18 protein-coding genes are annotated in these 16,790 nt (G+C 55.2%); 11 read left to right on the forward strand and 7 right to left on the reverse strand.

The annotated features are described in order from the left end of the window. The 5 genes from Q0362_RS06850 to Q0362_RS06870 form a co-directional block, all read left to right on the forward strand. Positions 1-539: amidohydrolase family protein (locus tag Q0362_RS06850; protein WP_298121692.1), on the forward strand; the 539-nt coding region annotated here is incomplete at its 5' end. Then, positions 536-1,423, forward strand: coding sequence for an amidohydrolase family protein (locus tag Q0362_RS06855; RefSeq protein WP_298121695.1), 888 nt, complete (start codon positions 536-538; stop codon positions 1,421-1,423). The genes Q0362_RS06850 and Q0362_RS06855, both read left to right, overlap by 4 nt. A 2-nt stretch (positions 1,424-1,425) precedes the next feature. Continuing rightward, a complete protein-coding gene (ligA, locus tag Q0362_RS06860; protein ID WP_298121697.1) occupies positions 1,426-1,824 on the forward strand; it encodes a protocatechuate 4,5-dioxygenase subunit alpha in 399 nt (132 codons plus the stop codon). Next, positions 1,824-2,669 (forward strand): class III extradiol dioxygenase subunit beta, encoded by an 846-nt coding sequence (locus Q0362_RS06865; protein ID WP_298121700.1) that lies wholly within the window; start codon positions 1,824-1,826, stop codon positions 2,667-2,669. Before ligA ends, Q0362_RS06865 begins: the two co-directional genes overlap by 1 nt. A 2-nt stretch (positions 2,670-2,671) precedes the next feature. Beyond that, on the forward strand, positions 2,672-3,622 hold the full coding sequence (locus tag Q0362_RS06870; RefSeq protein WP_280794132.1) for a Gfo/Idh/MocA family oxidoreductase: 951 nt from the start codon (positions 2,672-2,674) through the stop codon (positions 3,620-3,622). Positions 3,623-3,709: 87 nt separating this feature from the next. Here Q0362_RS06870 and Q0362_RS06875 read toward each other — a convergent pair whose 3' ends face one another. From Q0362_RS06875 to Q0362_RS06885, 3 genes are all read right to left on the reverse strand, one after another. After that, the gene (locus tag Q0362_RS06875) at positions 3,710-4,843 is read right to left on the reverse strand and encodes an NDMA-dependent alcohol dehydrogenase (RefSeq protein ID WP_298121703.1); all 1,134 of its coding nucleotides are present in this window, start codon (positions 4,841-4,843) and stop codon (positions 3,710-3,712) included. Between the two features lie 261 nt (positions 4,844-5,104). Further along, complete coding sequence (locus Q0362_RS06880) at positions 5,105-6,151, reverse strand: alcohol dehydrogenase catalytic domain-containing protein (RefSeq protein ID WP_298121705.1); 1,047 nt, start codon at positions 6,149-6,151, stop codon at positions 5,105-5,107. Between the two features lie 25 nt (positions 6,152-6,176). Beyond that, positions 6,177-7,700, reverse strand: a complete 1,524-nt coding sequence (locus Q0362_RS06885) for a GMC family oxidoreductase (protein WP_298121708.1) — start codon at positions 7,698-7,700, stop codon at positions 6,177-6,179. Positions 7,701-7,877: 177 nt separating this feature from the next. On the opposite strand from Q0362_RS06885, the gene mftA reads away from it, so the two are divergent. From mftA to mftF, 6 genes are all read left to right on the forward strand, one after another. Beyond that, positions 7,878-7,982, forward strand: a complete 105-nt coding sequence (gene mftA / locus Q0362_RS06890) for a mycofactocin precursor MftA (protein ID WP_298121711.1) — start codon at positions 7,878-7,880, stop codon at positions 7,980-7,982. Next, positions 7,972-8,262: a mycofactocin biosynthesis chaperone MftB gene (gene mftB / locus Q0362_RS06895; protein WP_298121714.1), complete on the forward strand. Its 291-nt coding sequence runs from the start codon at positions 7,972-7,974 to the stop codon at positions 8,260-8,262. The genes mftA and mftB overlap by 11 nt, the downstream gene beginning before the upstream one ends. After that, positions 8,259-9,545, forward strand: a complete 1,287-nt coding sequence (gene mftC, locus Q0362_RS06900) for a mycofactocin radical SAM maturase (protein ID WP_298121717.1) — start codon at positions 8,259-8,261, stop codon at positions 9,543-9,545. Before mftB ends, mftC begins: the two co-directional genes overlap by 4 nt. Positions 9,546-9,627: 82 nt before the next feature. Next, positions 9,628-10,809 carry a pre-mycofactocin synthase MftD gene (gene mftD / locus Q0362_RS06905; RefSeq protein ID WP_298121720.1) on the forward strand — a complete coding sequence of 394 codons (1,182 nt, stop codon included), beginning with the start codon at positions 9,628-9,630 and terminating at the stop codon, positions 10,807-10,809. Beyond that, positions 10,809-11,501 carry a mycofactocin biosynthesis peptidyl-dipeptidase MftE gene (gene mftE / locus Q0362_RS06910; RefSeq protein WP_298121725.1) on the forward strand — a complete coding sequence of 231 codons (693 nt, stop codon included), beginning with the start codon at positions 10,809-10,811 and terminating at the stop codon, positions 11,499-11,501. Before mftD ends, mftE begins: the two co-directional genes overlap by 1 nt. Continuing rightward, a complete protein-coding gene (mftF, locus tag Q0362_RS06915) occupies positions 11,498-12,898 on the forward strand; it encodes a mycofactocin biosynthesis glycosyltransferase MftF (RefSeq protein WP_298121728.1) in 1,401 nt (466 codons plus the stop codon). Before mftE ends, mftF begins: the two co-directional genes overlap by 4 nt. A gap of 4 nt (positions 12,899-12,902) precedes the next feature. Here mftF and Q0362_RS06920 read toward each other — a convergent pair whose 3' ends face one another. Genes Q0362_RS06920 through Q0362_RS06935 form a run of 4 tightly spaced genes read right to left on the reverse strand, consistent with a single transcriptional unit; the run spans position 12,903 to position 16,772 of the window. Further along, complete coding sequence (locus Q0362_RS06920; protein ID WP_298121731.1) at positions 12,903-13,685, reverse strand: hypothetical protein; 783 nt, start codon at positions 13,683-13,685, stop codon at positions 12,903-12,905. Positions 13,686-13,687: 2 nt separating this feature from the next. Then, positions 13,688-14,674 carry an aldo/keto reductase gene (locus Q0362_RS06925; protein WP_298121734.1) on the reverse strand — a complete coding sequence of 329 codons (987 nt, stop codon included), beginning with the start codon at positions 14,672-14,674 and terminating at the stop codon, positions 13,688-13,690. A 14-nt stretch (positions 14,675-14,688) separates the two neighbouring features. Beyond that, positions 14,689-16,092, reverse strand: a complete 1,404-nt coding sequence (locus Q0362_RS06930; RefSeq protein ID WP_298121737.1) for an aspartate ammonia-lyase — start codon at positions 16,090-16,092, stop codon at positions 14,689-14,691. 47 nt (positions 16,093-16,139) lie between these two features. Further along, on the reverse strand, positions 16,140-16,772 hold the full coding sequence (locus tag Q0362_RS06935) for a carbonic anhydrase (protein ID WP_298121740.1): 633 nt from the start codon (positions 16,770-16,772) through the stop codon (positions 16,140-16,142). Positions 16,773-16,790: the final 18 nt, after the last annotated feature.

A 16,790-nucleotide genomic window follows, 5' to 3' on the forward strand; every position in this document is an offset into this window, starting at 1 on the left:
CGCTCTACGAGAAGATGGTCGAACTCGACGTTCCCGCCATGATTCACGTGTCTGCGTCCTGTAACCACAACTTCCACGCCACCGGCGCTCACTACATGAACGCAGACACCACGGCGTTTATGCAGCTACTCCAGGGCAACCTGTTCGGAGACTTCCCCACACTGCGATTCATCATTCCTCACGGTGGTGGAGCTGTTCCTTACCACTGGGGTCGTTACCGCGGTCTGGCAGACATGCTCAAGCAGCCCAGCGTGGACACTCACCTCATGAACAACGTGTTCTTCGACACCTGCGTCTATCACCAGCCAGGAATTGACCTGTTGGTCGATGTCATCGATAACAAGAACGTGCTTTTTGGTTCAGAAATGATCGGTGCTGTCCGCGGTATCGACCCTCAGACTGGCCAGTACTTCGATGACACCAAGCGTTACATCGATGCTGCGAAGATCTCAGAAGAAGAACGCACCAACATCTTCTCCAAGAACGCGCGCAAGGTCTTCCCTCGCATGGATGCCAAGTTGACGGAGCGTGGACTGTGAGCGCATTTGTGAAGGATGCCGACTGGCTCGACTGGCACCCCAACCCCAGCAAGCCCAAGTTCGTTGTGCCAGCTGGCGCAGTAGATGCACACTGCCACGTCTTTGGGCCTGGGGACACCTTCCCATTCGCTCCTGAGCGCAAATACACTCCGTGCGATGCCAGTTGGGAACAGCTCTTTGCTCTGCGCGACTTCCTCGGCTTCGAGAAGAACGTTGTTGTGCAGGCAACGTGTCACGGTTCGGATAACTCAGCTCTGCTCGATGTTCTTGAGCGTGCCAATGGCAAGGCTCGCGGTGTTGTCACCGTGAAGCCTGACGTCACAGCTGAAGAACTGCAGCGCATGCATGACCTGGGTGTGCGCGGAGTGCGCTTCAACTACGTCAAGCGCCTGGTTGATCCCAAGCCTGATGACTACTACCGCGAGATCATTGAGAAGATCCGTCCTCTGGGATGGCACGTGGTGCTCTACTTCGAGCCTGCTGATCTGGGGGAGAAGATGGACTTCTTCAACTCGTTGAATATTCCTCTCGTGATTGACCACATGGGACGTCCCGATGTGACCAAGCCCGTGGACAACGAAGAATTCGAGATGTTCCTGAACTTCATGCGTGTAAACACCGACGTCTGGTGCAAGGTCAGCTGCCCTGACCGTTTGACCAAGAGCGGTTCTCCTGAATACCTGGACGTGGTGCCCTTCGCCAAGAAGATCGTCGAAGAATTCCCTGACCGTGTTCTCTGGGGAACAGACTGGCCACACCCCAACATGAAGACAGAGATGCCCGATGACGGCATCTTGGTTGACTATGTTCCTTCGATTGCAGTCACCCCTGAGCTGCAAACCAAATTGCTTGTTACCAACCCCAACAACCTCTACTGGAGCTAATCATGAAGCCCAATTTTGAGCAGTACAAGGACATCCCTGGCACGACCATCTTCACGATTGAGTCGGCCCAAAAGGGTTTCCACCTCAACCAGTTCTGCATGAGCCTTCGCGACGCCGAAAACCGCAAGCGCTTCCTCGCTGACGGCCCTGCTTATCTCGCTGAATGGGACATGACTGACGAGCAGAAGCAAGCTGTTATTGACCGCGACTTTCAACGCATGTTGGACCTGGGCGGCAACGTCTACTTCCTATCCAAAATCTTTGCTGCAGAAGGCCTCTCCTACGTTCAAGCCGTCAGCACCATGACAGATATGAACGCTGAGGAATATCAACAGATGATGATCAATGGCGGCCGAAACATCGAAGGCTGGCGCTCCAAGAAAGAACGAGGCGAAGCATAATGGCGAAGATTGTTGCGGGTATTGCGACCAGTCACGTTCCTGCAGTGGGCCACGCTGTGGATATGGGCAAGACCCAGGATGAGTACTGGAAGCCCATGTTTGATGGCTACGAATTCTCCAAGCAGTGGGCTAAAGACAACCCCGCAGACGTAGCAATCATCGTCTACAACGACCACGCCTCCTATTTCGGTATGGACATCATGCCCACCTTCGCTATCGGCATCGCCGATAGCTACGCCATCTGCGACGAAGGCTACGGCCCCCGTCCAATTCCTGCGGTTGAAGGTGCTCCCGAACTTGCTACTCACGTCGCGGCATCCCTCATTACCGATGATTTCGATATGACGGTATTGAACCTTCTGGAAGTTGACCACGGATTGACCGTGCCGATGTCGTTGATGTATGGCACGCCCGACAAGTGGCCAACCAAGGTCATTCCGTTGCCTGTCAACGTCGTGATGAACCCGCAGCCTTCTGGTGAGCGCTGCTTGGCGCTCGGTAAGGCCATCAAGCGCGCTGTTGAGCAGTTCGATGGTGACCTCAAGGTCGAGATTTGGGGAACCGGTGGCATGAGCCACCAGATCCAGGGTGCTCGTGCAGGTCTGATTAACCTGCCCTGGGACATTCAGTTCATGGATGACCTCATCAACCAGCCTGAAGTGCTCCAATACAAGCCACACCTCGAATACATGATCGAGGCAGGCTCAGAAGGCGTGGAGCTCATTATGTGGCTCATCATGCGCGGTGCTCTCGGTGACCAGGTCAATGAGGTCTACCGTTTCAACCACGTCCCTGCTTCCAACACTTCTGTTGGCCACCTGATCCTCACCCCCAAGGAAGACTAAACATGACTGTCAATATCGCTGTTGTTGGCCTGGGTGCCTTCGGTCAGAAGCACCTCGATGCTCTGGCCAACATTCCTGATGCCAACATCAAGTACGTCGCCCACAGCCGCCAGAACGTGGCCGATGAAATCGCTGAAAAGTATGGCGCTGACAAGGGTTTCGACAGCTACACCGAGCTTCTGGCCCAGCCAGACCTCGATGGTGTCATCCTGGCCACCCCCACCCAAATGCACCACGACCAGACCATTGAGGCTCTGCGTGCAGGAAAGCACGTCATGGTGGAAATCCCCATGGCCGATAATCTGCGTGGTGTGCAAGACATCGTGGACGTGCAGAAGGAAACAGGCTTGATTGCCATGGCTGGTCACACCCGCCGGTTCAACCCTTCCCACCAGTACGTTCACAACAAGATCACTGCCGGTGAATTCAACATCCAGCAGATGGACGTGCAGACCTACTTCTTCCGTCGCACCAACATGAACGCTCTCGGTCAGCCCCGCTCATGGACTGACCACCTGCTCTGGCACCACGCAGCTCACACCGTGGACCTGTTCCAGTACCAGACCGGTGAAAAGATCGTGAAGGCCAACGCAATTCAGGGCCCCAAGCACCCTGAGCTCGGCATTGCGATGGACATGTCTATCCAGCTGGCCACTGAAACGGGAAAGATCTGCACCCTCTCGCTCTCGTTCAATAACGACGGTCCTTTGGGAACCTTCTTCCGCTACATCGGTGACACCGACACCTACATCGCGCGCTATGACGACCTTGTCACCGGCAAGGAAGAAGTCATCGACGTCTCCAACGTGGACGTCTCCATGAACGGTATTGAGCTCCAGGACCGGGAGTTCGTAGCCGCCATCAAGGAAGGCCGTGAGCCCAACGCCAGCGTTGCGCAGGTCCTTCCCTGCTACATCGTGCTTGACGCTCTTCAGCAGCAGCTGGACTACTAGCCCTTACCTGACTCTGCCATGCGAACACAGAAGCCCCGCACAATGTGCGGGGCTTCTGTGTTTCAGAGCACGCTCTGAAAGCAATACTTAGTGCTCGTGGATGATGACGCCACGGATGTTCTTGCCACTGTGCATGTCATCAAATGCTTCGTTGATTTCATCAATCTTGTAGGTGCGAGTGATGAGTTCGTCGAGCTTGAGCTTTCCGTCACGGTAGAGATCCAAAAGCATGGGCACGGCTACGCGAGGAGACCATCCGCCGTATACGTTGCCCTGGATACGCTTTTGCATCATGGCGAGATCGAAGAGGTTGATATCCGAGATGGATGCATCAACCTTTCCTAAAGCGGTGACAACAAGAGTTCCACCCTTGCGGACTGCCTGGTAAGCCTGTGAAACATGTTCGCCGGTAATGACGCCGACGGTCACGATTGCGGAGTCTGCACCCTGCCCGTTAGTGATGGACTTAGCGAAAGCTTCAGCTTCTTGGATAGTTGCAAACACATCGGTTGCACCGAACTCGAGAGCACGCTTGCGCTTGTATTCGATGGGGTCAACAGCGATGATGTGGCGTGCGCCGGCGAGAGTAGCACCCTGAACAGCGTTCATGCCGATACCGCCGATGCCCATGATTACAACGACGTCACCGGGCTGAACGTTTGCAACGTTTCGTGCAGAACCAACACCGGTTGGAACGCCACAGGCCACAATTGCTGCGATGGGGAAGGGGATGTCCTTATCGACCTTGATCAAGGAGGTCTGATCCATAATCTGGTAGTTCGAGAAGGTGCCGAGCATTGCTGCGGTAGCTACACCCTTGCCGTCCTTGTCGGTGATGCGGAAGGTGCCATCAATCTGGGTTCCTTCAAGAATGAAGCGACCAAAGTCACACAGGTTTTGCATTCCAAGAGAACACCACTTGCACTTACCGCATGCGGGAATGAAGGAAGCAACAACGTGGTCGCCAACCTCGAGGTCGTAAACGCCCTCACCCACTGCAATAACAACACCGGCACCTTCGTGGCCGACAATTGCTGGAAGATTAGCTAGGGGGAGGTCATTCTGGCGGTGGTGATCATCAGAGTGGCACAGCCCGGCAGCTTTGAGCTCCACGAGAACTTCGCCGCGCTTGGGGCCGCTGATTTCGAGATCTTCAACAGTCCAGGGACCGGGCAATTCTCGGAGTACTGCTGCACGAATTTTCTTGGTGTTTTCACTCATGAGTGAATTCCTCTTTCTGAGTTCTTCGACGTTGAAGGGAGAGTTATGCACGCTCAATCAAGATTCTTTCAGCGAGGTATTCGAAGCACAATATGCCCATTAGGCAATCCGTGCGCATTAGTTGTCTTGCAGGGCGATTTATTTGTCTTTCAGCACACTGGGTGTTGTCAGCGAGCTCCGCAGTGTGACGGTGAGTCACAGTTCTTCTCCCACCGCGACCCTGAGTGGGTTGCGCGACTCTCTCTGCTTCGATTTTCCTAGTTAGAAAGCAATCATTACTTTCAGGGCTCTGCGCTGGTCCATTGCCGCATAGCCCAGGGGCACGTCCTGGATGGAAATTGTCGAATCGAACACTCGACCGGGATTAACTTGTCCGTTCAAGATTGCCGGCAAAAGCTCGTTGATGTATGCCCGAACAGGAGCAACTCCGCCTGTGAGGGTGATGTTGCGACCAAAGAGTGCCCCCATCCCCACAGGAGCCTCCTCATATTGTGGAACGCCTACGCGACTGATTACTCCACCAGCTCGAACTACCCCTAATGCTTGCTCGTATGCGGGCAAGTGTCCCACAGCCTCAAGGACTTTCGAAGCACCTTGGTTGTTCTGAGTAAGTGCACGCACAGCAGCGATGCCAACATCGCCACGTTCGGAAACGACATGGGTGGCACCGAATTCCCTGCCTAAATCAGTGCGCGCTTGATGGCTCCCCATCAAAATGATGTTCTGCGCGCCGAGCTGTTTAGCGGAGAGGACCGCAAGAAGTCCGACTGCGCCATCTCCAATCACAACTACTTCATCACCAGGGCCAACCTGAGCACACTTGGCGGCGTGGTAACCAGTTCCGTAGACATCTGACAGTGTCAACAGAGAAGGAAGAAGTTCGGAGTCTTCTGTAATGCCAGGGACAACAACCAGCGTTCCGTCTGCGAATGGGGAGAGCACATATTCTGCTTGGGCCCCGCCCACTTCTCCGCGACCCCAGAAAGTCCCGCTGACACACGAGGTGTAGAGGCCTTCATGGCAAAAACCACACGTGCCACAGGAAATAGCAAATGGGGCAATAACAAAGTCGCCGACATTGATAGTCGAGACGTCGGTGCCAATTTCTTCCACAATTCCGATGAACTCGTGCCCCATTTGTTTAGGGGAATCAGGTGTAGCGGGGAAATTATGGAAGTGATGTAAGTCTGAACCGCAAATACAAGAACGAACAACGCGGATGAGGGCATCTGTTGAGTGACGAATTGTGGGTTTGGTAACTTCCTGGACACGGATGTCACCGGCACCGTAAATATAAGTAGTCAGCATACGTTGATCCTCATGTGTTGAAGGGTTAGCGGGCTATGTCAGCTGTGATGACCGACGCAAGAAGTTCGCCGATGAGTAATGCTGCAACTGCGGGGCCTCTGCGGGGCGCTGCGGGCAAAATAGATGTATCCGCGATGCGCAAACCTCTCACGCCCAAGACGCGTCCTTCGGGATCGACAACAGGGTGCTCCCCGGCAAAGGATGCTGTTGCGCAGGCATGCATTGAGGTGCCAACGTTCAGGGCAATCCAGGCATCCAAGGTGGAGTCGTTGCTGCACTCTTCTCCTGATGGTCCCCAACTCCACTCTGACTGGGTAGTCACCGCATGGGTCGACAGAATGTCTTTCGCCAATCTTGCGGAGGCTCTGAGGTCTGCACGGACATCGGCGTTATTGAGGTAGTTGTAAGACACAAATGGGGCATCGTCAATCGACCCTGAAACAAGATTCAGGTGACCTGTCCGTCGTGGAGAAACTGGTGCCAACATCAGCGCTGTTGCTGCCGACGGCTCATCTCCCACTAGCTCGGAGAGGGAGCGAATACTCTGTAGTGCTTCGATTTCACTCGATCCAATGTGGGCATGGAGAACTCCACCCATCCAGCTGCCCACGGGATATTCTGCGTTTTCCTTAGGCATCCACATGGAAACAAGCTGAGGATGATCGCTCAACCCCCGGCCTACCTGTGGGCTGTCAACTGCCAAAGGAATGGAGTGCTGAGCAAGATGATCCTGAGGTCCGATTCCGGAGAGCATCAGAAGCTGCGGGGTAATCAATGCACCGGCACACAAAATTACCTCACGGGCATGAACGTCCAGAATCTCGTCATTGTGGCGAAGTCGAACGCCGGTTGTTGTGGTGCCCTTGAATAACACCCTTTCCACGGTGGTGTCTGTCCACATGGTCAGTCCAGGCCGCTCAATGTCAGGGTCGAGATATGTCATGGCGCTGTTGTATTGAACATCTCCCACAGTGTTCGTGGGTACAGCTCCGAAACCATCTTCCCCTTGATCATTCATGTCGGGGTGTTCAGGGAAACCGAGCTCAGTGGCAGCTTCATGGAAGGTCTTTACTGAAGGGTAAGAGAGTTGTGTTCTTGTCACGGGGACTGGGCCCTGTGCTCCATGGAGGGCTGTTGAGCCATAGCTCAGATCGCTCTCCATTTCACGAAGGGATGAAAGTGCAGAGTTATATCCCCAGAGTGCAGAACCAGCAGCTTCCCATTCGTCAAAATCAGCTCGTCGGGGGCGGATGAAATAGCCCCCATTGGTTGCCGAAGAGCCACCCAAAATTCGTCCACGGGTTGCTGTGTATTCCCGTGAATCGGTGATCTGACCAGGTATCAATCTGTTGAAGGAATTGTCTGGACGTGCTCCAGCCACAATATGTGCCGAGCGAATTTCGTCCGGAAAGTCCAGTATTTGCTGGGCTCCAGCCCCGGCTTCAACGAGCAGGATGCGAAGATTTTCGATGTTACTCAGACGTGAAGCAACCACTGCACCTGAGGATCCTGCACCCACAATGATGACGTCCCAGTTGTCATTCGACATGGTCCATCCTCCTCTTCGCGGTGCGGTGTTGTACTGATTCTGTATAGCACTTAAGGGCGTACTCACCCTATCTGGGGAGGCGCAAAGCCCATATCTGCTTTACGGGGAACTGTTATACGATGCTTCTACTGAATTCATTTGAATTCTCCTGTCAATCCAACGAAGGAATGCCTGCTGATGTCACAGTCCCCTCAGAACGCCATCCCCGCCGAAGAAGCTGTCCTCGAGGCAGACACTCTCGTTGAAGAGGTCTCGATTGACGGCATGTGCGGTGTCTACTAAAAACACTGCAACACTCGATTTGAACCAGGCGTGGCGAGTCCACCCACAGGTTTCTATTCGTCCCGAGCCTTTTGGTGCTCTGCTCTACCACTTTGGTACCAGGAAGCTTTCCTTCCTGAAAGACCGACGTTTACTTGAAATCGTTCAGGTTCTTTCTGATTACCCCACGGCAAGACAGGCTTGTTCCGTTATCGGCATTACAGAATCTGAACTGCCCCAGTTCCAACGAGCTCTTGCAACGCTGCGAGACTCTCAGATGTTGATTGAGGTATCCGTATGACGCTGCTCGAAGCTCCCGGAGCGCCTTCAACCAAACCTGCCCGACTCGTAGATCTCTTTGAGTTCGGTCTTGACTCTCCCATTTGTTTGACGTGGGAGTTGACCTACGCCTGCAATCTCTCCTGCGTGCACTGCCTATCTAGTTCTGGGCGTCGCGACCCACGTGAGCTTTCCACGGAAGAATGCAAAGCAGTGATCGACGAGCTCGAGCGCATGCAGGTCTTCTACGTCAATATCGGTGGCGGTGAACCAACTGTGCGGAGTGACTTCTGGGAAATCCTTGACTACGCCACAGAGCATCACGTTGGTGTGAAGTTCTCCACCAACGGTGTCAAAATCACTCCGGAACGTGCAGCCCAGCTGGCAGCTAACGACTATCTCGACATTCAGATCTCTCTCGACGGTGCCACAGCTGAAGTGAATGATTATGTTCGCGGCCCCGGTTCTTATGCCACGGCGATCAAGGCCATGGAAAACCTCCAGGCAGCAGGAATGGAAAACTTCAAGCTTTCTGTTGTGTGCACCCGATACAACATCCCCCAGCTGGATGAATTCAAGGCCATTGCAGACAAATACGGCGCGCAGCTGCGCTTGACACGCCTTCGTCCTTCCGGACGTGGCGCCGACACCTGGGATGATCTGCACCCGCTTCCTGAGCAGCAACGTGAGCTCTATGACTGGTTGATTGCAAATGGCGACGGAGTGCTCACCGGAGACTCCTTCTTCCACCTCTCAGCGTTCGGTGAGGCACTGCCTGGTCTGAACCTCTGTGGTGCTGGTCGCGTGGTCTGCTTGATTGATCCCGTTGGTGACGTATACGCATGTCCTTTCGCAATTCACGATGACTTCCTCGCTGGCAATGTTCGCCAGCCCGGAGGATTCGCTCACGTGTGGCGCCAGTCGGAGCTCTTCCAGGAACTCCGCAAGCCACAGTCTGGTGGAGCATGTACCTCTTGCCAGTTCTTTGACACCTGTAAGGGTGGCTGCATGGCAGCCAAGTTCTTTACAGGCCTCCCACTCGATGGCCCAGACCCTGAATGTGTTCAGGGTTATGGCGAAGAGCTCTTGAAAGCGGCAAAGGGGAAAGAGAAGTCTGCCCCCAAGCCATCTGGTGATCACTCACACCGCACGTCCCCACCGCGTCCTCGTGAAGGCATGGGGCCCGTGCAACTGACGCTCACCCGCCGAGAAGATCTTCAGCGCCCACCCGTCAACGACTGTGAACCCAACCCCCTAGCGGGCTTCGCAGCCCAGTTAGCTTCGGAACAGGAGTCAGCTTCGTAAGAAGTTGCCCCGTTCTTCGTGAGATGAATTGAAGATTCTCACACCCCTTGTCTCTAGAGAAAAAAGTATGAAGGAGCCCATCATGGCTTGGAAACAGAACCCCTGGTTTGAATCAGTGCAGGAAGCACAGCGCCGTGCACAGAAGCGTCTCCCCAAGTCGGTTTATGCCGCACTTGTGGCCGGTTCCGAGCGTGGCCGCACCCCGCAGGACAACATGGATGCTTTCGCGGAAATCCAGTTCGCTCCTCATGTTGCCGGACAGAAGCCGAATCGTGAATTGGGCACCACTGTGTTGGGCATCCCCATCTCTCTTCCCGTCATCATTTCCCCAACTGGTGTTCAGGCTGTGAACCCTGAAGGCGAGGTGGCTGTTGCCCGTGCCGCCGCAAACCGTGGCACCATCATGGGGCTGTCTTCTTTCGCTTCAAAACCCATTGAAGAAGTAACCGCAGTCAACGAGAACACCTTTTTCCAGCTTTACTGGACCGGCACACGCGATCAGATGATTCAGCGCATGGACCGTGCGCGTGCAGCAGGCGCCAAGGCGCTCATCGTGACCACCGACTGGTCTTTCTCTGTGGGGCGCGACTGGGGATCCCCAGCTATCCCCGAGCGGATGAATCTCAAGGCAATGATTGACTTTGCTCCTGAAGCAATTGTTCGTCCCACGTGGTTGTGGTCATTTGCCAAGAACATGAACATCCCTGATCTCACTGCTCCCAACCTGCAGCCTCCAGGTGGCAAGGCACCTACCTTCTTTGGTGCTTACTACGAGTGGATGTCGACACCTCCTCCAACGTGGGAAGACATTGCCTGGATAGTTCAGGAATGGGGCGGTCCCGTCATGCTCAAGGGTGTGACACGTGTTGACGATGCTCGCCGCGCTGTTGATGCCGGTGTGCAGGCAATTTCTGTCTCAAACCACGGTGGAAATAACCTGGACACAACCCCGGCGGCAATTCGTTGCTTGCCCGCAGTTGCCCAGGCTGTGGGGGATCAGGTTGAGGTACTCCTTGATGGTGGTATCCGTCGTGGTGGCGATGTTGCCAAGGCTCTCGCATTGGGAGCTCGAGCGGTCATGCTCGGTCGCGCATACCTCTGGGGTCTCGCAGCCAACGGCCAAACAGGTGTTGAAAACGTCCTCGACCTGATGCGCATGGGTCTTGACTCTGCCGTTCTCGGTTTGGGTCACAGCTCCATTCATGAGCTGAGCCCCAAGGACTTCTACATCCCTGCAAACTTCGAGCGACGCCTCGGGGAGTAATGGTTTATCTCGCGACGTCTCGGTGGCCAGAAATAGGTTCACCGGACGTCGTGCTGATTCCACTTGGTTCAACTGAGCAACACGGACCACATCTCCCGTTCGACACTGACACCGTCATTGCCTGTGCTGTCGCAGATGCACTCGCGATTGAGCTAGAGGCCTCATCATGCTCAGTTGTGGTGTCACCTGCCCTCCCTCTCGGGGCCAGCGGAGAACACCAAGATTTCCCTGGGACACTGTCCATGGGTCACGAGGCACTGCGTCACGTCGTGATTGAACTTGCTAGGTCAGCACAATCATGGGTGCCTCGTGTTGTGTTTGTGAATGGTCACGGCGGGAACGCTCCCGTTCTTGCTGAGGCAATAGACCAACTGGTTGCTGAAGGTCACAACGCTTTCTGGGTTCCCTGCGGTATTCCTGGACAAGATGCACATGCGGGTAGGGAAGAAACCTCCCTCATGCTCCATCTGGCGCCAGAGACCGTTGACATGTCCTTGGCATCGCCTGGAACGACACAGCCCTTAGCTGAACTATTACCGCTCATGATCGAAGCAGGAGTCAGGAAAGTCTCGCCTAATGGGGTCCTTGGTGATCCGACTGGGGCAACGTCCGAAGAAGGTCACAGCCTGGTCGTTCAGATGACAGCACGAGTATTGCCCAAGGTCTTGAAGTTTATTCAGGAAAGTTCATGACGCTCCCTGCAGAGTTCGTTGTTCGCCTCAATGCGCGCACCAGGGTCATTGAACATGGTGCGGCAATGGTGGGTGGCTCTCCTACTCGCTACATTCGTCTCTCTCCAGAGGCACAGAGCGTTCTCCGAGGAAAAGAAGTAGACGCCTCAACAGCTATGGGAGCAAATCTGGCAGAAAAACTTCTTGAGCTAGCAATGGCAGACCCTGTTGTTGAACTCTTGCCTGATCTAGAAGAGCCCTACACAATTGTTGTTCCCGTGATGAATCGAGCTGCGCCTCTCGATCGATTGCTGACATCTGTGCGGTCGTCTACACGCCGTCAAAATCCTCGAATCATCGTGGTTGATGATGCATCGGAGAACCCCACACTGCTGCACGATGTTGCCGTGAAGCATGGTGCAGAATTCGTGCCGTTAGCAGTGAATGTTGGGCCCGGTGGAGCTCGAAATGCCGGCTTGGCGCTGGTGAAAACAGAGTTCGTTGTCTTTCTCGACTCGGACCTCGTGATCAACACAGACACCATTCCTCTTTTGCTGCGGCACTTCTCAGACCCGAAGGTGGCGATGGCGGTCCCTCGAATAGTGGGGATGCCCCATCAACGTAATTGGATTGGGAAATACGAGAACGCGAGAAGTTCACTCGATCTTGGCCCAATCCGGGGAGTGGTCAAACCGCGTTCCCCTCTGTCGTGGGCTCCTTCTGCTGGAGTTGTCGCTCGGGTGAGCGCTATCACGGACGGCTTCGATCCATCGATGCGTGTCGGTGAAGATGTTGACCTTGTGTGGAGATTAAGCGAATCTGGTTGGCGGGTCAGATATGAGCCAACAGCAACTGCACAACATGAACATCGTGATCATTTCCGTGAGTGGTTCAAGCGCAAAGCTCAATACGGGACAGGTGCTGTCCCACTAGCAAAAAAGCACCCAGGTTCCATCGCTCCGGCAGTGATGACCCCGTGGAGTGTTGCGTTGATGGCTGCCCTGATCGCTCAGCGCAGATGGTCTCTGCCGGTGGCAATTCTGATTGCATTAGGAGCATCTGCTCGTAACAGTCGATTGCTTGCTTCTGCTCACAATCCTTCCGGGTTAGCCGCTGAGCTCACTGCGCAAGGAATTGTTTCTGCAGGTGCGCAAACCTCTGCACTAATGCTGAAGCATTGGTGGCCTCTTACTCTTGTGGGGGCAGTTTTTTCCAAGCGCATCAGACGCGCAGTATTTATCGCTGCGGTGGTTGATATTGCGGTGGAATATGACAAAGAAGACTATGAACTTGATGTGGTCAGATTTGGCGTTGCGAGAAGACTCGATGACATCGCCTATGGATCAGGAGTATGGCTTGCTTCTCTAAAAGGCTGGACCATCGCAGCGCTCAAGCCTGATTGGCGAATGAAGAAGTAGTTCTTTACCTCTGCCACTTTTTGGCGGGAGCTTGACTGTGCGGAATCTTCTTGCCGTGCATGATGCGACCATGTGTGAACTGAATAGGAGCAATCATGGTGCTGTCATATCCACTACTCGTGAGCATTTCGACAACATCTTGCATCGCTATCTGGTGACGCTTGAAGTTGTAGGCAGTGTCGTCGATTAATGCCTGTGCTCTGTCACCATTCGAGTCGGTGAGCTCTTCCTTGATATCGCTCCAGGCCCAATCTTCTATACCTAAGCTCTCTGCTGCCCAAAGTGTGTCAGCAAGTACCTCTGCCATTCCATTGGTAAAGAGTGTTCTGATGAGGGTCCGAGCAGCGACATCACCAGAAATGTTAGAGACCACGTTAACTTTCACTCCCAAGCTTGATAGAACATCTGACAGAGCATTGGCAGCAGGCCCTGCAGCGTCAATAGCCCCCGCACTTGTCAGAGCTGCATCTGCAAAGACATTTCCTGAGAACACCGCAGCAAGATGCTTCTTGCGCTCAGGGGTTCCTGAACTGAAGTCCGCGAAGAGGGCTCCTGCTTTGAGCAGGGGAGCACATTCTTGCGCAGTTTTCTCGGCAAGCTGAGGAAGTTCAAAGCTGAGCACGAGGTCGGCGCTTTCAACCGTCTGCTCCAGATTGGAAGCTAGGTGAATAGGGGAATATTCGGTTGGTGGCAGGTTAAATCCAATAACCTCAGCTCCAGCTTCGTTCAGGGTTATACCCAACTGAACGCCTAGGTCACTGGGGCCAATGAGTGCGATGCGGGTCATGTCTAAACCTCGCGATCCAGGGTCTTCATTTGCGCATCGGAGTGGTGCCCGCCAATGGGCTGTGTCACCTTGTCGAGTCGTGCAACCTGTTCCACAGTGAGCTCCACGTCGACCGAGGCAATGTCTTCCTCGAGGTGGTTAATGCGCACAGTTCCTGGAATCGGAGCCCAGTCGGCACCCTTGGCCAGGAGCCAAGCCAGTGCCAACTGTGCTGGCGTGCAGCCCACTTCGGAAGCAATGGTCTCAACCTCGCGCAGGATCTCGAGGTTCTTCTGGAAGGCGTCTGGCTGGAAGCGAGGGTTGGTCAGGCGCCAGTCATCGTCATCGAATTTGTCGAGTGTGGTGATTTTGCCACTGAGCATGCCTCGACTGAGCGGTGAATAGGGAACAAAACCAATACCAAGCTCTGCAAGCAGGTCCAGAGTTCCGTCTTCGCCATCTCTGGTCCACAGGGAATATTCCGACTGCAGAGCAGTGATGGGGTGGACTGCATTGGCCTTGCGAATGTTGGCTTGACCTGCTTCGGAGAGGCCGATGTGGCCAATCTTGCCTTCGTCGATGAGTTCCTTGAGCGTGCCAATGACGTCTTCGATAGGCACGTTCTTGTCGATGCGGTGCTGGTAATACAGGTCGATGTAATCCATGTCGAGGCGCTTGAGCGACTGTTCAACCGCGAAACGAATGTTGGCAGGGGAACTGTCAAAGCCCAGACGACGCTCGTTACCCTCGCCGGTCATCATCCCAAATTTACTTGCGATAACCACTTCATCACGGTGATTCTTCAGTGCTTTACCCACAAGAACTTCGTTCTTGAAAGGTCCATAAATTTCGGCGGTGTCAAAGAATGTCACCCCGAGTTCGAGAGCGCGGTGAATGGTGGCGATGTGAACCTCATCGGGCTGGTCTTTACCCGTGAAGAGGTGAGACATGCCCATGCAGCCCAGGCCGATACGAGACACGGTGAGGTCGCGAAGATTGGTGTATTTCATGAGAGTCCTGAGTCTTAGGGGTGAGTCATCGACAGCACATCCAGTGCAGTGTCGAGCTGTTCTAGGGTGAGCTTCTTGCCATCGACGTAACCGAGCTCAATGGTGGCTTCCCGGATGGTCTTGCCGGTGGCAACTGCGTGCTTGGCAATCTTGGCGGCGGCTTCGTAGCCGATGTATTTGTTGAGTGGCGTCACGATGGACGGGCTGGACTCTGCCATGGCACGAGCTCGCTTCACGTTGGCCTCAAGACCGTTGATGGTCTTATCGGCCAGGATTCGTGAAGACGAGGAAAGCAAACGGATGGATTCCAGGACTGAACTTCCCATCACAGGGATCGCCACGTTGAGCTCGAATAAACCTGAAGCTCCACCCATCACGACAGCAGCATCGTTGCCGATGACCTTCATGCAGACCATGAGGACAGCTTCAGGAACAACAGGGTTGACCTTGCCGGGCATGATCGAGGAGCCAGGCTGCAGGTCGGGGATAGCGAGCTCGCCCAGACCGGTGTTGGGGCCGGAGCCCATCCAGCGCAGGTCGTTACAGATCTTGGTCAGTGAGACGGCAATGGTGCGTAGGGCGCCCGATGCCTCAACGAGACCGTCACGGTTGGCCTGAGCCTCGAAGTGGTCGCGAGCCTCGGTGATGGGCAGCTTGGTTTCTTTGGCAAGGTGCTTGATCACCAGCTGTGGAAAGCCCTTGGGAGTGTTGATTCCGGTGCCGACCGCAGTGCCACCCAGGGGTACTTCAGCGATGCGGGGCAGGGCAGCCTTGATGCGCTCGATGCCGAGGCGAATCTGCATGGCGTAGCCACCGAACTCCTGGCCGAGTGTGACGGGGGTGGCGTCCATGAGGTGGGTGCGGCCCGACTTCACGACGGTGGCCCACTTCTTGGCCTTCTTCTCAAGCGACTTCGCGAGGTAGTCGAGAGCGGGGATGAGGTCTTTGATGAGTGCACCGGTGACCGCTACGTGAACCGAGGTGGGGAACACGTCGTTGCTCGACTGTGAGCAGTTGACGTGGTCGTTGGGGTGAACGGGCTTCTTGAGCTTGCCGGTGGCGAGCGTGGCCAGAACCTCGTTCATGTTCATGTTCGAGCTGGTACCCGAACCGGTCTGGTACATGTCGATGGGGAACTGGTCGTCGTACTTGCCCGAGATCACCTGGTCGGCTGCCCACGCGATTGCGTCGGCGATGCCCTTGGGCAGAACACCGAGCTGCGCGTTGGCAAGCGCCGCTGACTTCTTGATCTGGGCGAGAGCGGCGATGTGTGCCGACTCGAGGCCCGTGCCCGAGATGGGGAAGTTCTCGACCGCACGCTGAGTCTGCGCTGCGTAGAGGGCGTTGACGGGAACGAGAACCTCGCCCATCGTGTCGTGTTCGATACGGAAACCGGCGGGTGCTTTAGCCACGGATATTCGTCCTTGAGTGAGGTGGTGCGGGTGGTCTGTGAGGTGGTGACGGTCTAGATTTCACCGACGACGACGTCGGGAATCACATGGCCATCGCCCAGTCGGTAGTTGGCGCCGACCACAGCAAGAGTACCGTTTGCGACCGCTTCGGTGATGACTTCGCTCTGCTGCAGCAGCTCAGAAATGGTGTCTTTGAGGTGCTCGGCACCCACCTCGTTGACGTCAACGTCTTCAGTGGCAATGCCGCGCTCTTTGGCCACGCGTTGGATTGCGGGGCGAATTGGAGCGACCATCTTGCGTACGCTCGCGGGCAGTTTGGGAGCCTCGGGGCTGAGCGTCGCTATGGCACCCATCACCGCACCGCAGTTGTCGTGACCGAGCACCACGATGAGGGCGATGCCCAATACGTCGACGGCGTACTCGAGCGAGCCGAGAACCGATTCGGAGATGATCTGGCCGGCATTACGCACGACGAAGAGGTCGCCGAGGCCTTTATCGAAGATGATTTCTGCCGAGAGGCGCGAGTCTGAGCATCCGAAGAGCGCGACGTCGGGCTGCTGTGACTCGGTGAGTGACTCGCGAAACTCAACGTCTTGACGCGGGTGAGCGGGCGTGCCGGCAATGAAGCGGTCGTTGCCCAGGAGCATGCGGCGCCAGGCTTCAGCGGGGGTGATGCGAGGTTGCATGTCTACTCCGGGAGTCCT

The sequence above is a fragment of the uncultured Aurantimicrobium sp. genome (assembly GCF_936931525.1).
In the GTDB taxonomy this organism is placed as follows: domain Bacteria; phylum Actinomycetota; class Actinomycetes; order Actinomycetales; family Microbacteriaceae; genus Aurantimicrobium.

What these genes read in the sequence shown, in the direction of transcription:
- ligA (WP_298121697.1), top strand. Translation starts at nt 1,426, where the DNA reads ATGAAGCCCAATTTTGAGCAGTACAAGGACATCCCTGGCACGACCATC.
- Q0362_RS06885 (WP_298121708.1), bottom strand. Translation starts at nt 7,700, where the DNA reads ATGTCGAATGACAACTGGGACGTCATCATTGTGGGTGCAGGATCCTCA.
- mftA (WP_298121711.1), top strand. Translation starts at nt 7,878, where the DNA reads ATGTCACAGTCCCCTCAGAACGCCATCCCCGCCGAAGAAGCTGTCCTC.
- mftD (WP_298121720.1), top strand. Translation starts at nt 9,628, where the DNA reads ATGGCTTGGAAACAGAACCCCTGGTTTGAATCAGTGCAGGAAGCACAG.
- Q0362_RS06925 (WP_298121734.1), bottom strand. Translation starts at nt 14,674, where the DNA reads ATGAAATACACCAATCTTCGCGACCTCACCGTGTCTCGTATCGGCCTG.
- Q0362_RS06920 (WP_298121731.1), bottom strand. Translation starts at nt 13,685, where the DNA reads ATGACCCGCATCGCACTCATTGGCCCCAGTGACCTAGGCGTTCAGTTG.
- Q0362_RS06870 (WP_280794132.1), top strand. Translation starts at nt 2,672, where the DNA reads ATGACTGTCAATATCGCTGTTGTTGGCCTGGGTGCCTTCGGTCAGAAG.
- Q0362_RS06935 (WP_298121740.1), bottom strand. Translation starts at nt 16,772, where the DNA reads ATGCAACCTCGCATCACCCCCGCTGAAGCCTGGCGCCGCATGCTCCTG.
- mftC (WP_298121717.1), top strand. Translation starts at nt 8,259, where the DNA reads ATGACGCTGCTCGAAGCTCCCGGAGCGCCTTCAACCAAACCTGCCCGA.
- Q0362_RS06875 (WP_298121703.1), bottom strand. Translation starts at nt 4,843, where the DNA reads ATGAGTGAAAACACCAAGAAAATTCGTGCAGCAGTACTCCGAGAATTG.
- mftE (WP_298121725.1), top strand. Translation starts at nt 10,809, where the DNA reads ATGGTTTATCTCGCGACGTCTCGGTGGCCAGAAATAGGTTCACCGGAC.
- Q0362_RS06865 (WP_298121700.1), top strand. Translation starts at nt 1,824, where the DNA reads ATGGCGAAGATTGTTGCGGGTATTGCGACCAGTCACGTTCCTGCAGTG.
- Q0362_RS06880 (WP_298121705.1), bottom strand. Translation starts at nt 6,151, where the DNA reads ATGCTGACTACTTATATTTACGGTGCCGGTGACATCCGTGTCCAGGAA.
- mftF (WP_298121728.1), top strand. Translation starts at nt 11,498, where the DNA reads ATGACGCTCCCTGCAGAGTTCGTTGTTCGCCTCAATGCGCGCACCAGG.